The following is a 16,202-nucleotide window of genomic DNA, read 5'->3' on the forward strand; positions in this document are numbered from 1 at the left end:
CCTCACTTGATCCCGCTGAAGCCGATGGAGTTCACGATCTTCTTCGCGAACAGGGCGAAGAGGATCAGCATGGGCGCGGCCGCGACGAGGGTCGCCGCCATCAGCCCGGACCAGTCCGGGCCCGTGCCCGGGGCCTGGGCGCGGAACACGCCGAGCGCGACGGTGAGCACGCGGGACTGGTCGGTGTAGGAGACCATCAGCGACCAGAAGTACTCGTTCCAGGCCGTCATGTAGGTCAGCAGCGCCAGCGTCGCCAGCGGCGCGGAGGCGATCGGCAGGATGAGCGTGAAGAACACCCTCGCCTTGCTCGCACCGTCGATCAGCGCGGCCTCCTCGACCTCGCGCGAGATGTTGTTGAAGAACTGGCGCAGGAAGAAGATCGCGAAGCTCGAGATGAACAGGGTGGGGAGCATGATCCCCAGCAGCGTGTCCACCAGTCCCAGGTTCTTGATCAGGATGAAGTTGGGCAGCAGGGTGAAGATCTGCGGGATCATCAGCGAGCCGAGGAAGATCATGAACACGGTGTCCCGGCCGCGCCAGCGCAGGCGCGAGAAGGCGTAGGCGGCCATCGCGCAGGAGAAGGTCTGGACCACGGTGATCGTGGTCGCGACGATCACCGAGTTCAGCAGGTAGCGCCAGAAGGTGATCGAGGCGCCGGAGCCGCCCTGCGAGATCGCGGTCTCGACGTCCTGCAGGCCGAAGACGCGCTCGAAGCCGCCCGTGTTCAGGCCGACGGGCAGGAGGCTGGCCGGGTCGGTGGCCAGGGCGTTGTTGCTGGACAGCGCCGTGCGCAGCATCCAGTAGAAGGGGAACAGGGTGATCAGCAGGAAGATCACCATCACGGCCCAGGCCGCGATCCTCCCCCAGGGGATGCTGCGGCGGTGCCGGGGCGCGGGGCGGTCGGCGTCGGTGCGCGGCGCGCTGTCGGGCCGCTGCGTGGTCGTGGTCATCGCGCTGTCCTCTCAGTCCAGGTCCGACTGGCCGGCACGGCTCATCCAGTACTGCGCGAAGGTGATCACCATGAGGATCACGAGCAGCGCGACGGACAGCGCCGAGGCGTAGCCGAACTCGTACTGGGCGAAGGCGTTCTCGTAGATGTACATCTGCAGCACCTTGGAGGCGTCGGCGGGACCGCCCTGGGTGGTGACCGAGATGGTGTCGAACACCTGGAAGGAGCCGATGATCGTCATGATCAGCACCAGTGCCAGGATCGGGCGCAGCAGCGGCAGGGTGATGCGGCGGAACATCGCGATCTCCCCGGCGCCCTCGGTGCGCGCGGCCTCGTAGAGGTGGGCGGGGATCGACTGCAGGCCCGCGAAGAGCAGCAGCGCCGTGTAGCCCATGTGCCGCCACACGTTCACCAGCGCGACCGTCGGGATCACCCAGGTCTCGCTGGCCCAGAAGGCGATCGGGTCGAAGCCGATCCACTGCAGGAGGATGTTGAAGATGCCCAGCTGGGTGTCCAGGATCCACAGGAACACGATCGCGGCGACCACGTTCGAGACGAGATAGGGCGCCAGCACCAGCGAGCGCAGCACGGTGGACTGGGTCAGGCGCTGCATGAGCACCGCGATGACGAGCGCGACGAGGGTCTGCACGCCGATGTTGATGACGACGTACAGCACCGTCACCTTCAGCGAGTTCCAGAAGACGGGGTCGGCCAGGAGCCGGCGATAGTTCTCGAGCCCGACCCAGGTGGGCGGGGTGAGGGTCGTGTACTCCGTGAAGGAGTAGTACAGGCCGGTCAGCAGCGGCCAGACGAGGAACACCAGCAGGCCGACCGAGGCGGGCGCGATGAACAGCAGCGCGAGCTTCGTGTCGTCCTTCCGGCGGCGCCTCGTCGGGGCCGACCGCGTCGACGTCGTCGCGGTGGACATGGGTGCCTTCTTCCGTGGTGGTGGGGGACGGGTCAGCGGGACGCGCCGGCGGCGGTCTCGCGGGTCAGGGACAGCAGCAGGCCCTGCTCGGGGTCGAGCAGGGGAGCGGCGAGGCCGGCGACGGCCAGCGCCGCGCCGGGCAGCACCGCCCCGTCCGCCTCGAGCACGCGGGCGAGCCAGGGCGGGGGCGTGAGATGCGAGGGCTGGCCGCTGGGCAGCAGGGCGCGCACCCGGTAGGCGGCGGCGGGATCCAGGCCCGGCAGCACCAGGCGCGGGTGCTGGGCGGTGTCGGCGCGGCCGACGGCGCTCAGCGCGAACAGCGCCTCGCCCTGGTCGGGGGAGACCACGCCCTGCAGCCACAGGGGGCTCTCGCCGCGGTCGGCGCGCACGAGATCGCCCGTGAACAGCAGCTCGCGGCGCTCCTTGTAGAGCGTGATCCAGGCGGTGAGCTCGGCGAGCTCCTCCTCGCTCGCGGCGGCGAGGTCCCATTCGATGCCGAGGTGGCCCATCAGCGCCGAGTGGGCGCGGAAGCCGAGGGTGTGCAGGCGCCCGGTGGTGTGGGAGCGGCCGGAGGCGATGTGGCTGCCCATCAGCTCCAGCGGGATCAGCTGCGAGGTCCAGCGGTGCATCTGCTGGCGCTCGAGCGGGTCGATGCAGTCCGAGACCCACACCCGGTCGGTGTGCTCGAGCACGCCGAGGTCCACGCGCGCCCCGCCCGAGGCGCAGGCCTCGATCTCCAGGCCCGGGTGCGCCGCGCGCAGCTCGTCCATGAGGCGGTAGGCGGCGCGGGTCTGGTCGTGCACGGCGGCCCGGCCCGTGGCGCGGGTCGCGGACTCCAGCAGGTCCCGGTTCTGGTCCCACTTGATGTAGCCGATCTCGTGGGCGCCGAGCAGGGCGAGCATCTGGTCGCGCACGTGCGCGTACGCCTCGGGGATCGACAGGTTCAGCACCTGCTGGCTGCGCGAGCGCAGCGGCATCCGGTCGGGGGAGGGGGCCATGATCCACTCGGGATGCGCGCGGGCGACGTCGGAGTCCTCGCTGACCATCTCCGGCTCGAACCAGAGCCCGAACTCCATGCCGTGCGCCCGCACGTGGTCGATCAGGGGGCCGAGCCCGTCCGGCCACACCTCGGGCGAGACGACCCAGTCGCCGAGGCCGGAGGTGTCGTCCCGGCGGGAGCCGAACCACCCGTCGTCCAGGACGAAGCGCTCGACCCCGAGCGCGGCGGCGCGGTCGGCGAGGTCGGTGAGCCGCTCCAGGTCGTGGTCGAAGTAGACCGCCTCCCACACGTTCAGGGTGACGGGGCGGCGGGCGTCGACGTGATGGGGGCGCGAGCGCAGGTGGCGGTGGAAGCGGGCGGCGACCTGGTCGAGGCCGTCGCCGTAGGAGGCGTACAGCCATGGGCTCTCGTACGTCCCTCCCTGCTCGAGGGCGACCTCGCCGGGCAGCAGCAGCTCGCCGCCGCCGACCAGGCGCTGGTCGGAGCTCGTGCGCTCGGCGAGGTGGCGGTGGTTGCCGGAGAAGGCGGTGTGCACCGCCCACACCTCGCCCTCGCGGAAGCCGAATCCGGGCCGTCCGACGTGGAGCACGTGGGCGGAGTCCGCTCCGGTGCGGCCGCGTCGGTTCTCCCGCAGATGGGTGCCGACGGTGAAGGCGCGGCGCTGCGGGGTGCGCTCCTTCGTCCAGCGACCCGCGAAGTCCAGCAGCTCGTCGGCCGTGGCGGGGACGGGGAGGGAGAGGGTGAGCTCGTCGAGGCGGTAGGGGTCGGTGCCGGTGTTCGTCAGGCGGGCGCGCAGGCGCAGCAGGCCCGTGGGCAGCAGCTCGAGCTCGAGCAGGACCGCGAGGCACTCCTCCGGGTCCTCGAGGTCGATCTCGACGTGCGCCGCGCCCGTCTCGGCGTGCGCGTCGGCCAGCGGCGTCCCGTCGATCCGCAGGCCGCGGGTGATCAGGCGCGGGGTCCAGCCCGAGCCGTCCGGGCGGGAGCCGGCCAGGCCCGGGCGCCCGAGCCAGCCGTCGGAGACCTGGGGGAGGAGGCCGACGCGCACCGGGACGTCCACGAGGTTCTGCGGGACCGGCGGGGTCGTCGCCTCGCACAGCGCATCCAGGCCCTCGGGCCCGAGCGCGCCGAGAGCACGGCCCCAGTGCGCGATCGCGGGGACGCGCCCGTCGGTGACGTCCAGCAGCACGGAGACCCCGCTCACGGTGAGGTGGACGCGGTGGGCGGCCCCGGGGCGGGGCGAGGTCACCTCGCGGTCGGGTGCGGCGGGCTGCGGGGACATCGATGACCTCCGGTCTGCGGCTCTCTGTGCTGTCGCGGACGGTCGCCGAGCGGCGGCGCGACAGCGCGACGGATTAACTATAACCATGAAAGTAATGCTCGTCGAGAGCTCTGCCATCGCCTGCGCCGACAAGGTCGGGCGGCCCCGCAGAGGTCGGCGGCGCCCGACTATGGTGGAGGGTCGTGCGCGCCCCCGCGCGCTCCGCCCGCACCGTCGGACGCCGTCCTCGATCCCCGCGGGAGCATGATGCCCTCCACCACCACGGCCGCCGGGCCGCGCCGACTGGACCGCGTGCTCGACCTCGTCGAGCGGGCCGGCAACCGGCTCCCGCACCCGCTGGTGCTCTTCGCGGGGCTCTTCCTGGTCACGGCCCTGCTCACCACGCTCCTCGCCGCCTCCGGCGCCGAGGTGCAGGTGCCCGGCGAGGAAGAGCCGCAGCCGGTGCGCTCCTTCTTCAGCGGCGAGGGGCTGACCTGGTTCACCACCACGCTGGGGGAGAACTACATCGGCTTCCCGCCGCTGGTGAACGTGCTGCCGATCGTGCTCGCCGTCGGCATCGCGGAGGGGTCCGGGCTGCTCAGCGCCGCGATCAGGCGCCTGTTCGGCTCCGCCCCGCGCTGGCTGCTGCCGTATGTGGTCGCGCTCGTCGGCGTCAACGGCAACCTCATGTCCGACACCTCCTTCGTGGTGATCCCTCCGCTGGCCGCCCTCGTCTTCGCCGCCGCGGGCCGGCATCCGCTGGCCGGCATGATCGGGGGCTTCGCCGCCGTCGGCGCCTCCTTCTCCACCGCGATGATCCCCTCGCCGATCGACGCGAACTTCTCCGGCATCACCGCCTCGGTGATGGAGTCGCTGCCCGCCTCGCTCGGCGCCGCCCCGGTCACCGTGGTCTCGAACTACTGGATCAACCTCGCCTCCTCCCTCGTGCTGGTCGTGGCCTGCGGCTTCCTGATCGACCGGGTGCTCGAGCCGCGGCTGGAGCGCGCCGGCGTGCCCCGCACCCTCGCCCCCGAGGACGACGGCGCCGCCGCGGGCTCCGAGGCGAGCGCCGACGGCTCGATCAGCCCGCTGGAGCGGCGGGGGCTGCGCTGGGCGGCGGCCTCGCTGGTCGCGGTCGTCGTGCTGATCGCCGCGCTCGCGACGGTGCCCGGCTCGCCGTGGCAGAAGGAGGGCGGGGGACTGCTGCCCGACTCGCCCTTCATGGGATCGATCGTGTTCTACCTGGTGGTCGCCTTCTCCGTCACCGGCATCGTCTACGGCGCGATCGCCGGCACGGTCCGCTCCGGGGCCGACGTCGCCGCCCTCATGGGCCAGGGTCTGCGCTCGATGACCGGCTTCCTCGTGGTCGCCTTCGCCCTCGCCCAGTTCCTGGCCCTGTTCTCCTGGAGCGGGATCGGCACCTATCTCGCGGTGCACGGCGCCGCGCTGCTGGAGCACGCCGACCTCGGCGGCCTCCCCGTGGTGCTCGGCTTCGTGGTGCTGTGCGCGTTGACGAACCTGCTGATCACCTCCGGCACCTCGATGTGGGGGCTGATGGCGGTGGTGTTCGTGCCGATGCTCGCCCTCAGCGGGCTGGAGCCCGCCTTCGTGCAGGCCGCCTTCCGCATCGGCGACTCCTCCACCCAGATCATCACGCCGCTGAGTCCGTATCTCATCGTGCTGCTGGGGATGGTGCGCCGCTACGAGCCCGGGGCCGGCCTCGGCACCCTCGTCGCGCGCCTTTTGCCCTTCACGCTCGTGTTCCTCACGGCGTGGACCGCGGTGCTGCTGGTGTTCTGGGGGCTGGACCTCCCCGTCGGTCCGGGCAACGGCATCCGCCTGGGCTGAGTGGCGCCGGCGGGCGGGGCGGTGCGAGACGGCTCGGCGTCGCCGCGCCTGCGGCGATACCCTGTCGCCCACCCCGAGAAGGCCAGGAGCCCCGCATGATCTTCACCCAGTCCTCCAAGCTGCGCGACGTCTGCTACGAGATCCGCGGGCCGGTCCCCGCAGAGGCCGCCCGCATGGAGGCCGAGGGCCACAAGATCCTCAAGCTCAACATCGGCAACCCTGCCCCCTTCGGCTTCGAGGCGCCCGACGAGATCCTCGTGGACATGATCCGGACCCTGCCCACCGCGCAGGGGTACTCGGACTCCAAGGGCATCGTCTCCGCCCGTCGCGCGGTCGCGCAGTACTACCAGACCAAGGGCATGCCCGGCATGGGGCTGGACGACATCTACCTCGGCAACGGCGTCTCCGAGCTGATCCAGATGACCTGCCAGGCCCTCGTGGACGACGGCGACGAGGTGCTCGTCCCCGCCCCGGACTACCCGCTGTGGACCGCCTCGATCGCGCTCGCGGGCGGACGCGCCGTCCACTACCGCTGCGACGAGGAGCAGCAGTGGTGGCCCGACGTCTCCGACATCGCCGACAAGGTCACCCCGCGCACCAAGGCGATCGTGGTCATCAACCCCAACAACCCCACCGGCGCTGTCTATCCCGAGCACGTGCTGCGGGAGATCGTCGAGGTCGCCCGCAAGCACGGGCTGATGATCCTGGCCGACGAGATCTACGACAAGATCCTCTACGACGACGCGGTCCACACCCACATCGCGAAGCTCGCCCCGGACCTGCTGACCATCACCTTCAACGGGCTGTCCAAGGCGTACCGGGTGGCGGGCTTCCGCGCCGGCTGGATGGCGCTGTACGGGCCGAAGGAGCATGCGGCCAGCTTCATCGAGGGCCTCGATGTGCTCTCGAACATGCGCCTGTGCCCGAACGTCCCCGCCCAGCACGTGGTCGCCACGGCGCTGGGCGGCTACCAGAGCGTGACCGAGCTGCTGCTGCCCGGCGGCCGCCTGCGCGAGCAGCGGGACGTCGCCTACGAGGGCCTCAGCGCGATCGACGGCGTGAGCGTCGTGAAGGCCTCGGGGGCGCTGTACATGTTCCCGCGCATCGACCGCGAGATGTACCGCCTCGAGGATGACGAGCAGTTCGCCTACGACCTGCTGCGCTCGAAGAAGCTGCTGGTCAACCACGGCACCGGCTTCAACTACCCCGAGCCCGACCACCTGCGCCTAGTGACCCTCCCGCAGGCCGACGTGCTCGCCGACGCCGTGGACCGCATCGCCGACCACCTCGCCTCGATCCGCCGCTGAGGGCGCCCGGGCGCTCCGCGGACGGGGAGGGTCAGAGCAGCAGGCCGATCGCCGTCGCGAGCACGGTCAGCAGCGGGAGCGCGCCCTGCTTCACGGCGGCGGCGCGGTGCGCCGGGGAGCTCAGCAGCAACACGCTCGCGGCGGCGAGCATCGACCCGGTCCCGGCCAGCAGCAGGGTCGCCCCCACGATCGTCGTGCCCACGAGGACGAGCACCGCGCCGAGCGCCGCGAGCACGGCGAGGAACAGGTTGTAGAAGCCCTGGTTGAAAGCCAGCTCGCGGGTCGCGGCGACCTCCTGCGGGCTCTGCTCGCCGAACACCTTCTGCGCCTGCGTCCCGCCCCATGCGAGGGACTCCAGACGGAAGATGACCACGTGGAGAGCGGCTGCGGCGAGGGCCAGGATCGAGCCGAGGGTGAGCATCGCGACCTCCGAGGTCTCTTGGAATGATCGTTCCACTATAGTGGGGCGTGCCCGGTGCCGACAGCCCGGGCGAGGAACGACGACGAGCAGGTAGCGAGCAGGAGGGCTCATGGGACGACAGTCCGCCTTCGTGCGGGAGGACGCCGTGCGCTCCGCCCGCGACGTGTTCTGGAGCGAAGGGTACGAGGGTGCCTCCATGGCGAGCCTCCAGCGGGCCACCGGACTGAACGCCAGCAGCATCTACCATGCCTTCGGCTCCAAGCGCGGTCTGTTCGACGCCGCGATCGAGGACTACCTCGAGCGCGCCGTCCGTCCCGGGCTCGCCCCGCTGCGCGCGCCCGAGGTCGCCCCCGATGCTCTCGAGCGCTACTTCCTCTCGGCCCGCGCGCTGTTCGCGGACCCGTCCGGCCGCACCCTCCCCGACGGATGCCTGCTGGTGAACACCGCCTGCTCCGGGCTCGCCCGGGACTACGGGATCGCCGAGGCCGTGCGCGCCTATCGCGCCGAGCTGCTCGCCGCCTTCACCCGCGGCGCGCAGGCCCGACGCCCCGACCAGTCGCCGCAGGAGCGCGCGCAGCTCGTCGAGACCTGCGTCGCGCTGCTGATCAGCGCGCTGGTCATGACCCGGGTGGACCGGGATGCGGCCACCGCCGCGCTCGACTCCGCCCTCACCGCAATCCAGCATCAGGAGCACACACACCCATGAAGCCCCTCTACACCACCGAAGCCCTGGCCACCGGCGGCGGCCGCGACGGACACGTCGATGTCGCCGAGTCGGATCTCGCCTTCGACCTCGCCGTCCCGACCGCCATGGGCGGCACTGGCGCCGGCGCCAACCCCGAGCAGCTCTTCGCCGCCGGGTACTCCGCCTGCTTCCACTCCGCCCTGCAGGCCGTCGCCCGGCAGCAGAAGGTCGCGATCGACGGCTCGAGCGTCGGCGCCCGCGTCACCATCGGCTCCGAGGAGTCCGGCGGCTTCTCGTTGGCCGTCGAGCTCGAGGTGGTCATCCCGGAGCTCGACCACGACACCGCCCAGGCGCTGGCCGACGCCGCGCACCAGGTGTGCCCGTACTCGAACGCCACTCGGGGCAACATCCCGGTGGTCGTCACCGTCACCGACGACTGACCGCTCCGCGTCCTGCCTGCAGGCGTCGGGCAGGTGCGAGGAGCCCCGGCGGGATCGCTCCCGCCGGGGCTCCTCGTCCTGCGGCGATGCCGCTCACGGTCGCAGCAGCACCTTGCCCTGTCGGCCGTCGGTCAGCGTGGCCGCCACGGCGTCGACGACCTCGTCCAGCGGGAAGGTGGCCGCGACCGGCAGCGTGACCTCGCCGGAGAGCAGCCCGGAGAGGATCTCGCCGATGAGCCGGCGCCGCACCTCCGGCGCCATCTCCGCCGAGACGCGGGAGCCCCAGAAGCCCTCGACCTTCAGATCGCGGAAGATGATCGGGCCCGAGGGGAGCGCCATGGTCGAGCCGCCCATCGCCCCGAAGACCACCAGGCGACCGCCGTCCCCGAGCAGGGAGAGCACCTGGCCCGCCGCCTCGCCGCCCACGGAGTCCAGCCCCGCCGCGACGCGCGCCTCGCCGATCAGGGCGCGCGCCTGCTCCTGCCAGTCCTCCCGATCGGTGGCGACGACGTCCCCGATGCCCTGCGCCGCGAGCTCCTCGACCCCGCTGCCGCGCCGCACCAGGCTGATGACGCGGATCCCGCGCAGTCGTGCGAACTGCGCGACGAGGCGGCCGACGGCCCCGGTCGCGGCGTTCTGCACGAGCACCTCGCCGGGCGCGAGGTCGAGGTGCTCGAGCAGGGAGACGGCGCTGAAGGGCATGGCCACGAGCTGGGCGGCGGCCTCGTCCGGCAGCTCGGCGGGCAGCGGGATCAGCGAGGAGGCGGGGGCGGTGAACAGGTCCGCCCAGGCTCCGGTGATCCCGGTCGCCGCGACGCGGTCGCCGACGGCGTAGCCCGCGACGCCCTCGCCGAGTGCCTCCACCACCGCGACGGCCTCGCTGCCGGCGCCCGAGGGCAGCGCGGGGCGGACGCCGTAGGAGCCGCGGATCGTCCACAGGTCGTGGTGGTGGATCGGGCTCAGCGACATCCTCAGCAGGGCCTCGCCGGCGGCCGGAACAGGGGCATCGGTCTCGGCGGTGCGCAGGACGTCGGCGGGATCGCCGAAGCGGTCGTAGGTGACGGTGAGCATGGGATCGCCTCTCGATTGTGGAACAGTCATTCCATTATAGCGGCGGGGCGCCTCCCTGCACCGTGCGCGGGCCGTGCTGTTCCGGGTCTCACAGCCGCGGCCGCGACGGCGCCGGGCGATGCAGAAGGGCCGGGGGTCGGGACCGGTGCTCCGGTCCGACCCCCGGCCCTGCGGCCGGGTGCCTGCTGCTCGTGCGCGGCTCAGGCGTGCGTGGGCTGCGGTGCGCCCTCGCGGGAGACGCGCACCATCTCCTCGCGCTCGACGACCTTGATGCGTGCGCGGGGCTCGCCGTCGGCGTCCACCGCGGCGGCGCCGAGGCTCTTCTCGTGCTCGTCCAGCGCCATCCAGCCGTCCCAGGTCGTGTACTGCACGCCCCGGTCCTCGAGCAGGCGCAGGATCGCATCGTCGTCCCGCTCGGGGGCGGGGGAGAGGCGACCGGCCTCGATGTCCTCGAGCAGGCAGGTGATGGTCTCGATCGCGTCGGACTTCGTCGCGCCGATCAGGCCGACGGGGCCGCGCTTGATCCAGCCGTTGGTGTAGGCGCCGGGGATGACGGAGCCGTCGGCCTCGGTGACGCGGCCGGCCTGGTTGAGGATGACGCCGCGGCGGGCGTCGTAGGGCACGCCCGGCAGCTCGGAGCCGTGGTAGCCGACGGCCCGGTAGACGGCGCCGAGGTCGTAGTCGATCATCTCGCCGGTGCCCACGAGCTCGCCGTCCTCGTCCAGGCGGGTCCGCTCGAAGCGCATGCCGGTGACCTTGCCGTCCTCGCCGAGCACCTCGACGGGGCGGTGCCAGAAGTGCATGTGGAGGCGGCGCTGGACCGGCCCGCCCTCGCGGTCCGTCGGCTCCTCGCCCGCGGCCTCGCGGCGCTGCTGCTCCTCGAGCCAGCCGACGAAGGTCTGCACGACCTGGTCGGTGCGCTTGTCGGCCTTGATGGCCTCCCACTGCGCCTCGGTGATCTGCTCGAGATCGCGGGGGTCCATCACGACCTGCAGGCCCTTGGGGTGGGCGAGCTCGCGCGCCTCGAGCGGCGAGAACTTCGTCTGCGCGGGGCCGCGGCGGCCGAAGACGTGCACGTCCGTCGTGCGCGCGGCCTGCAGGCCCTCGTGCACGTTCGCCGGGATCTCGGTGCGCAGCAGCTCGTCGGCGCTCTTGGAGAGCACGCGGGCGACGTCGAGGGCGACGTTGCCGTTGCCGATCACGGCCACGGACTCCGCGTCGAGCTCCCAGGTGCGGGGGTAGTCGGGATTCCCGTCGTACCAGGCCACGAAGTCGGCCGCGCCGTGGGAGCCCTCGAGTTCGATGCCGGGGATCCGGAGGTCCGCGTCCTTGAGTGCGCCGGTCGCGTAGATCACCGCGTCGTAGTGGGTGCGGAGGTCCTCGGCGGTGAGGTCGGTGCCGAACTCGACGTCGCCGAGGAAGCGGATGTCACCGCGGCCGAGGATCCGGTGCAGGGCGGTGATGATGCCCTTGATGCGCGGATGATCGGGGGCGACGCCGTAGCGGATCAGGCCGAACGGGGCGGGGAAGCGGTCGAACAGGTCGATGCTGACCTCGAGCTCGCCGCTCTTGACCGGAGCGGAGCGCAGCAGGGTCTCTGCGGCGTACACACCGGCGGGGCCGGAGCCGATGACGGCCAGGCGGAAGGGCTGCTGGGAGGAGGACATCACACCTCGGTCTCGTGGCGCCGTGGCGCCGGGTCGCAATGATTTCCGCACCACTCTATACGCGGAATTCGTCATCACCCCGGTCACTGTGAGCCGCTCGACGCCACGACCGGCGGCTCCTCCGATCGTGGGGGAGCCGCCGGGCGGGTCTCAGCCCTCCGCGAGGTCCTCTGCGCCGCGGCGGTGGATCGACCAGAAGTACGCACCGACCAGCACCGCGCCGCCGACGATGTTGCCCAGCAGCACGGGGATGAGGTTGTCCCAGATCGCGGCGCCGACCGTGATCGAGGAGTAGTCCCCGAGCGACTTCCCGGCCTCGGTCAGCGCCTCGCCCTCCCAGAAGCCGGCGCCGGCGCCGTACTTGACCAGCAGGCCCATGGGGAGCATGAACATGTTCGCGACCGAGTGCTCGAAGCCGGTGGCGACGAACAGCGCGATGGGGCCGGCGACGGCGAGGACCTTGTCGGCGACGGTCTTGCCGGCCGTCGCCGCCCACACGGCCAGGCACACGGCGAAGTTCGCGAGCACGCCGAGGAAGAAGGCCTGGTGCCAGTCGTGGGAGACCTTCGCCTGGGTGGTGTCCAGCACCACCATCCCCCAGGCGGAGCCGTTGGTGGCGTGCGTGCCGGCGAGGAACACCAGCAGCGCGACGGTGACCGAGCCGATCAGGTTGCCGCCCGCGGAGACGCCCCAGTGGCGCAGCATCTGGCCGGTCGTGATCCGGCGGGACAGGCGCGGCATGGAGGTCATCGTGGTGCCGGTGAACAGGTCGGAGCCGCTGATCACCACGAGGCCCAGGCCGACGGAGAAGACGACGCCGCCGATCAGCTTCGCGATCCCGACCGGCCACTCGCCCATGCCCTGCTGCGAGGTCACCATGAACACGAAGCCGAGCGCGATGAAGGCGCCGCCGCTGAGGGATGCGAGGAACATCTTTCCCAGCGGTGCCGTCGCCTTCGCGAACATCGCGTCCTCGAGCGCCTTGGTGAGGGGCTTCGGAGCGGTCGCGGCGGTGGACGGTGCGGGCGCCGGCGCGGTGGTGCGGGATCCGGGGGCGGGACTGGTCATCGGAGGAGGTCTTTCTCTGGGGGGGGCAGGGGGCGTCCCCGCGCTGTCGGGGACGGAGGTTCGAGGGGCGGCCGCCGTGCTGCGAGGGCGCGGCACGTGAGGAGCCCGCCGTGTTCCCTGGCGGTAACCGCGAGTCAGGGTACGCCCGCACCGTGGGACCGGCGAGTCCTCGGTGCCGGTTCCCGCCCGGCTCCGGCCGTCCGGCCGGTCAGTCGGCGGACTCGGTCCCCGCCGTCTCGGGCACGACGCCGACGGCGACCCTCAGGGTGCTGCTGGCCCCGGGCGGGCCGACCACGATGCCCTTCAGCGGCGGCACGTCCGCGTAGTCCCGGCCCCAGGCCGTGGTGACGAAGCGCTGGTCCACGAAGGTGCGGTTGGTGGGATCGATGTCGACCCATCCCGTGCCGGGCACGAGCACGCTCAGCCAGGCGTGCGAGGCGGCCGAGCCGATCATCTCCCCGGCCGGCTCGGTGCCCAGCGCCCCGCCGGCCGACGGGGCGGTGCGCAGGTAGCCGGAGACGTACCGGGCGGCGAGCCCCGCCTCCCGCACCGCGGCGACTCCCACATGGGAGAAGTCCTGGCAGACGCCGTGCCGGGCCCCCAGCACCTCCTCGAGGGTGGAGGTGACGGTGGTGGCCGCGGAGTCGTAGGTGAACTCGGTGTGGATCAGCGCGGTCAGCTCCGCGAGGCACTCGCCGACGGCGCGTCCCGGCCGGAACACCTCGGCGCTGATCTCCCGGGCGGCGGTCCCGCCCGGGACCCGCGGGGAGGGGTGGACGAAGTCCAGGCTCGCCCCGGGCATCGGCGCGCCCCAGTGCTCGGGGGTGCACTGCTCCCAGGGACGGGACATCGGCTCGAGCCCGTAGCGGCGCTCGGCGACGGAGACCCGGGCGTGGGAGTGCACGTCGAGCTGCTCGTGCGGGGCGTCGACCAGGAGGTAGGTCGAGGAGTTCCCGTAGAAGTCGGTGTGCGCGGTGAGCCGGGCGGGCGCCGGATCGACGACCACCTCGTGCGAGAGCACGCGCTGGTGCGGGGTGGCGCGCGGCTCGACGTGGGCGCGGCCGTAGTTGCGGGTGACCGGCTTCGCGTAGCGGTAGGAGGTGAGGTGGTGGACCCGGTAGTGCACCGGGTCCAGGGCGGGGGCGTCCTCCTGGCGCAGCGGGATCAGCGGCCGTGCGCCGTGAGGGGTCCCGCCGTCCTGTCCGGGCCGGGCGCCGGCGGCGTTCTCAGACATCGTCGACCCCCCATCGCGAGGTGGATTCCGAGGCGCGGAAGAAGCGGTCCTCGAGGGCGGTGGCGAGGGAGCGCAGGGACTCCGTCGCGGCGTCGATCTCCGCCAGCAGCGCGGTGGGCGCGTCCTCGCCGGCGGGCGCGCCCGGCAGCGGACGCAGCAGCTCGTGCGGCTCCCAGGCGGCGAGGCGGGTGCGCAGCGCCGACATCGGGGCGCGCAGCTCGGGGGAGGGCGCGGTCTCGGGCAGCCGGTCCAGGGCCTGGCCGAGCCGGTCCAGCTGGAAGGCGAGCGAGCGCGGCAGCGTGGTGTCGCTGAGCAGCAGCTCGACCAGCAGCTCCGGCTGCACGGCGGCGTGGAAGGAGCGGCGGTAGGAGGCGCCGGACTCGGTGATCAGCGCGACCGCGCCCGCGATCCGCTCCTCCGCGGCGCGGCCGCGGCGATGGCCGAGGGCGGCGCGCAGCAGCGCCAGCAGGCTCATCGTCCGCTCGATCTTGCGGCCGATCTCGGTGAGGTCCCAGCCGAGGTTGCGGGGCATCGCGTCGGCGACCGCGCCGGAGAGGGTCAGGCAGCCGTCGACGATGTCGGTGAGCCACTGCTCCAGCGGGCGCGGGTCCACGCTCCCGCCGCGCACCTGGAGCCGCATCCGCGTGATCACCGGCCACACGTCGTCGGAGATGAGGTCGCGCAGGGTGCGGGTGGTGTGGGCGAGCGCCGCGGCGGACTGCGCGAGGGAGCCGGGCCTGCCGACGTCGCTCAGCAGGCTCTCGATCTCCAGCCGCACCGCCTCGGCGTCGCGGAGGTCCAGGTCGAGGAAGCCGGGATAGGTGGTGGTCACCTCGGTCACCGCCCGCAGCAGCACCGTGCGGGCGGTGCGGGCGCTGCGGCTGTGCTCGGCGTCAAGGTCGTTGGAGGTGTCCAGCACGGTGCGCAGCAGGCGGGCGGTGGAGTCGACGCGCTCGAGATAGCGGCCGAACCAGAACAGGTCCGAGCCGACCGAGCGGGTCATCGTCGGATAGGCGGAGACGCTCGCGCGCCGCGACGCCGGCTCCACGACCGGGCGGCCGGCCGGCTCCTCGTCGGGGACCGCGGACGTGTCGGGGACGGCGACCCACACGTCCTTGAGCGCCTCGGGGCCCTCGTCGGCCGTGCGCGCGATCCCGCCGGGCAGCACCTCGAAGCCGTCCTCGGTGCCCATCACCAGCAGGCTCAGCGTCACTGGCCGTCCCGTGAGCTCCTCGCCGCCCGACGGGTCCAGGGAGGGCCACAGCGCGGGGGCGGCGTCGGCGGGAGCGGGGCGCAGCTGCAGGTCCTCGTGCAGCATCTGCCGGCACAGGTCGGGCAGCGCCGCGCGCAGGGCCGGGTTCTCGAGCAGGCCCGCGCCCAGCGGGTTCACGATCTCCACGTCGCCGCAGCGCGCCGCCTCGACCAGGCCCGTCACCCCGCCCAGAGGCGTCGGCCCGAGGTCCAGGGGGTCCAGCAGATGTGAGGGGACCAGCCGCAGCACCGCGTCGACCGGCTCGCCCGGGGCGGAGGCCAGGCCCGACAGTCGCAGGGTCACGGCGCCCGCACCGGCGCGCAGGTCCCCGACCGACACCGTCGGCGCGCCCAGCAGGTTCGCCAGCCAGCTGTGGTCGAAGGCGGCCAGCGGCTCCTCAGCGTCGTCGAGGAGCACGACGGGCCGTCCGGCGCGCCCGTCGGCCCGGGTGCGCTGATGGAAGGACGTGCGCAGCGTGTCGAAGAAGGGATGGAGGCGGCGCATCTCCGTGCTGCGGTACAGCGACGGCGCGCTGCGGGAGAGCACCCGCCGCAGCTCGAGGGTGAGGCCCGCGCCGCGGGGGACGTCCACCGCGTCCTCGTGCACCACCCAGGCGCCCTCGGCGGTGCGGGAGACGGTGGTGCTGACGGCGAAGAGGTGATGGGCGCCGCGGGCGGGGATCCCCACCGCGGGGCGCAGGTAGGCGAGGTCCGCGAGCAGCTCGGCCGCCGGCGCGACCTCGGTGTCGAGCACGGTGCGCGGTCCGTACAGGTCCGCGTACAGGGCGTCCAGGAGCCGCACCCGCTGCACGAGCCCCGCCGACAGCTCCGCCCAGGACTCCGCGTCCAGCACGACGGGCACCGGATCGAGGGCGGTGGACGGGGCGGAGACGTCTGCCGCGAACATCGTCGCGGCGCTCGCTGCCGCCCGCCGTCGACCCGTGGGGCCGAGGGCGGTGAGCTCCTCGGCCAGGGCCTGCGGATGCGTGATGGTCACCGGGACATCGTAGACACGCCGCCCGGACGTGCGGTGACGGCGGGGCCGAGCGGTCGGCCCCGCCGGGTCGCCGCGGGC

The 16,202-nt window shown here is 72.7% G+C and carries 13 protein-coding genes; 4 read left to right on the top strand and 9 right to left on the bottom strand.

What is annotated here, in order from left to right; translation table 11 throughout:
- Positions 1 to 2 precede the first annotated feature (2 nt).
- The 3 genes from A4A78_RS09505 to A4A78_RS09515 are packed head-to-tail and all read right to left on the bottom strand — an operon-like array spanning position 3 to position 4,156.
- Positions 3 to 950, bottom strand: coding sequence for a carbohydrate ABC transporter permease (locus tag A4A78_RS09505; RefSeq protein WP_062948659.1), 948 nt, complete (start codon positions 948 to 950; stop codon positions 3 to 5).
- Between the two features lie 12 nt (positions 951 to 962).
- The gene (locus A4A78_RS09510; protein ID WP_062948661.1) at positions 963 to 1,877 is read right to left on the bottom strand and encodes a carbohydrate ABC transporter permease; all 915 of its coding nucleotides are present in this window, start codon (positions 1,875 to 1,877) and stop codon (positions 963 to 965) included.
- A gap of 32 nt (positions 1,878 to 1,909) precedes the next feature.
- Positions 1,910 to 4,156, bottom strand: coding sequence for an alpha-galactosidase (locus A4A78_RS09515; RefSeq protein ID WP_062948663.1), 2,247 nt, complete (start codon positions 4,154 to 4,156; stop codon positions 1,910 to 1,912).
- Positions 4,157 to 4,399: 243 nt separating this feature from the next.
- Between A4A78_RS09515 and A4A78_RS09520 the strand changes: the two genes are divergently transcribed.
- Positions 4,400 to 5,983, top strand: coding sequence for an AbgT family transporter (locus A4A78_RS09520; RefSeq protein WP_082835280.1), 1,584 nt, complete (start codon positions 4,400 to 4,402; stop codon positions 5,981 to 5,983).
- A 95-nt stretch (positions 5,984 to 6,078) separates the two neighbouring features.
- Positions 6,079 to 7,290, top strand: coding sequence for a pyridoxal phosphate-dependent aminotransferase (locus A4A78_RS09525; protein ID WP_062948667.1), 1,212 nt, complete (start codon positions 6,079 to 6,081; stop codon positions 7,288 to 7,290).
- Positions 7,291 to 7,321: 31 nt separating this feature from the next.
- On the opposite strand, the gene A4A78_RS09530 is transcribed toward A4A78_RS09525, so the two are convergent.
- A complete protein-coding gene (locus tag A4A78_RS09530) occupies positions 7,322 to 7,711 on the bottom strand; it encodes a DUF1304 domain-containing protein (protein ID WP_062948669.1) in 390 nt (129 codons plus the stop codon).
- 109 nt (positions 7,712 to 7,820) lie between these two features.
- Between A4A78_RS09530 and A4A78_RS09535 the strand changes: the two genes are divergently transcribed.
- On the top strand, positions 7,821 to 8,417 hold the full coding sequence (locus A4A78_RS09535) for a TetR/AcrR family transcriptional regulator (RefSeq protein ID WP_062948671.1): 597 nt from the start codon (positions 7,821 to 7,823) through the stop codon (positions 8,415 to 8,417).
- Positions 8,414 to 8,836: an organic hydroperoxide resistance protein gene (locus tag A4A78_RS09540; RefSeq protein ID WP_010550080.1), complete on the top strand. Its 423-nt coding sequence runs from the start codon at positions 8,414 to 8,416 to the stop codon at positions 8,834 to 8,836. The genes A4A78_RS09535 and A4A78_RS09540 overlap by 4 nt, the downstream gene beginning before the upstream one ends.
- Positions 8,837 to 8,929: 93 nt before the next feature.
- Here the strand turns inward: A4A78_RS09540 and A4A78_RS09545 are convergent, their stop codons facing one another.
- From A4A78_RS09545 to A4A78_RS09565, 5 genes are all read right to left on the bottom strand, one after another.
- Entirely contained in the window at positions 8,930 to 9,907 is a 978-nt protein-coding gene (locus A4A78_RS09545; RefSeq protein WP_062948673.1) for a zinc-binding dehydrogenase, read from the bottom strand.
- A gap of 200 nt (positions 9,908 to 10,107) precedes the next feature.
- Positions 10,108 to 11,574 carry an FAD-dependent oxidoreductase gene (locus tag A4A78_RS09550; RefSeq protein WP_062948675.1) on the bottom strand — a complete coding sequence of 489 codons (1,467 nt, stop codon included), beginning with the start codon at positions 11,572 to 11,574 and terminating at the stop codon, positions 10,108 to 10,110.
- Between the two features lie 150 nt (positions 11,575 to 11,724).
- On the bottom strand, positions 11,725 to 12,642 hold the full coding sequence (locus A4A78_RS09555) for a formate transporter FocA (protein WP_062948677.1): 918 nt from the start codon (positions 12,640 to 12,642) through the stop codon (positions 11,725 to 11,727).
- 208 nt (positions 12,643 to 12,850) lie between these two features.
- Complete coding sequence (locus A4A78_RS09560; RefSeq protein WP_062948679.1) at positions 12,851 to 13,876, bottom strand: transglutaminase family protein; 1,026 nt, start codon at positions 13,874 to 13,876, stop codon at positions 12,851 to 12,853.
- A complete protein-coding gene (locus A4A78_RS09565) occupies positions 13,869 to 16,124 on the bottom strand; it encodes a circularly permuted type 2 ATP-grasp protein (RefSeq protein WP_062948681.1) in 2,256 nt (751 codons plus the stop codon). The genes A4A78_RS09560 and A4A78_RS09565 overlap by 8 nt, the downstream gene beginning before the upstream one ends.
- Positions 16,125 to 16,202 lie beyond the last annotated feature (78 nt).

The organism is Brachybacterium sp. sponge (assembly GCF_001613775.1).
In the GTDB taxonomy this organism is placed as follows: domain Bacteria; phylum Actinomycetota; class Actinomycetes; order Actinomycetales; family Dermabacteraceae; genus Brachybacterium; species Brachybacterium conglomeratum.

Bases quoted from the DNA above. Each gene is read 5' to 3' on its own strand.
- A4A78_RS09505 (WP_062948659.1), bottom strand. From the start codon at position 950: ATGACCACGACCACGCAGCGGCCCGACAGCGCGCCGCGCACCGACGCC.
- A4A78_RS09510 (WP_062948661.1), bottom strand. From the start codon at position 1,877: ATGTCCACCGCGACGACGTCGACGCGGTCGGCCCCGACGAGGCGCCGC.
- A4A78_RS09515 (WP_062948663.1), bottom strand. From the start codon at position 4,156: ATGTCCCCGCAGCCCGCCGCACCCGACCGCGAGGTGACCTCGCCCCGC.
- A4A78_RS09520 (WP_082835280.1), top strand. From the start codon at position 4,400: ATGATGCCCTCCACCACCACGGCCGCCGGGCCGCGCCGACTGGACCGC.
- A4A78_RS09525 (WP_062948667.1), top strand. From the start codon at position 6,079: ATGATCTTCACCCAGTCCTCCAAGCTGCGCGACGTCTGCTACGAGATC.
- A4A78_RS09530 (WP_062948669.1), bottom strand. From the start codon at position 7,711: ATGCTCACCCTCGGCTCGATCCTGGCCCTCGCCGCAGCCGCTCTCCAC.
- A4A78_RS09535 (WP_062948671.1), top strand. From the start codon at position 7,821: ATGGGACGACAGTCCGCCTTCGTGCGGGAGGACGCCGTGCGCTCCGCC.
- A4A78_RS09540 (WP_010550080.1), top strand. From the start codon at position 8,414: ATGAAGCCCCTCTACACCACCGAAGCCCTGGCCACCGGCGGCGGCCGC.
- A4A78_RS09545 (WP_062948673.1), bottom strand. From the start codon at position 9,907: ATGCTCACCGTCACCTACGACCGCTTCGGCGATCCCGCCGACGTCCTG.
- A4A78_RS09550 (WP_062948675.1), bottom strand. From the start codon at position 11,574: ATGTCCTCCTCCCAGCAGCCCTTCCGCCTGGCCGTCATCGGCTCCGGC.
- A4A78_RS09555 (WP_062948677.1), bottom strand. From the start codon at position 12,642: ATGACCAGTCCCGCCCCCGGATCCCGCACCACCGCGCCGGCGCCCGCA.
- A4A78_RS09560 (WP_062948679.1), bottom strand. From the start codon at position 13,876: ATGTCTGAGAACGCCGCCGGCGCCCGGCCCGGACAGGACGGCGGGACC.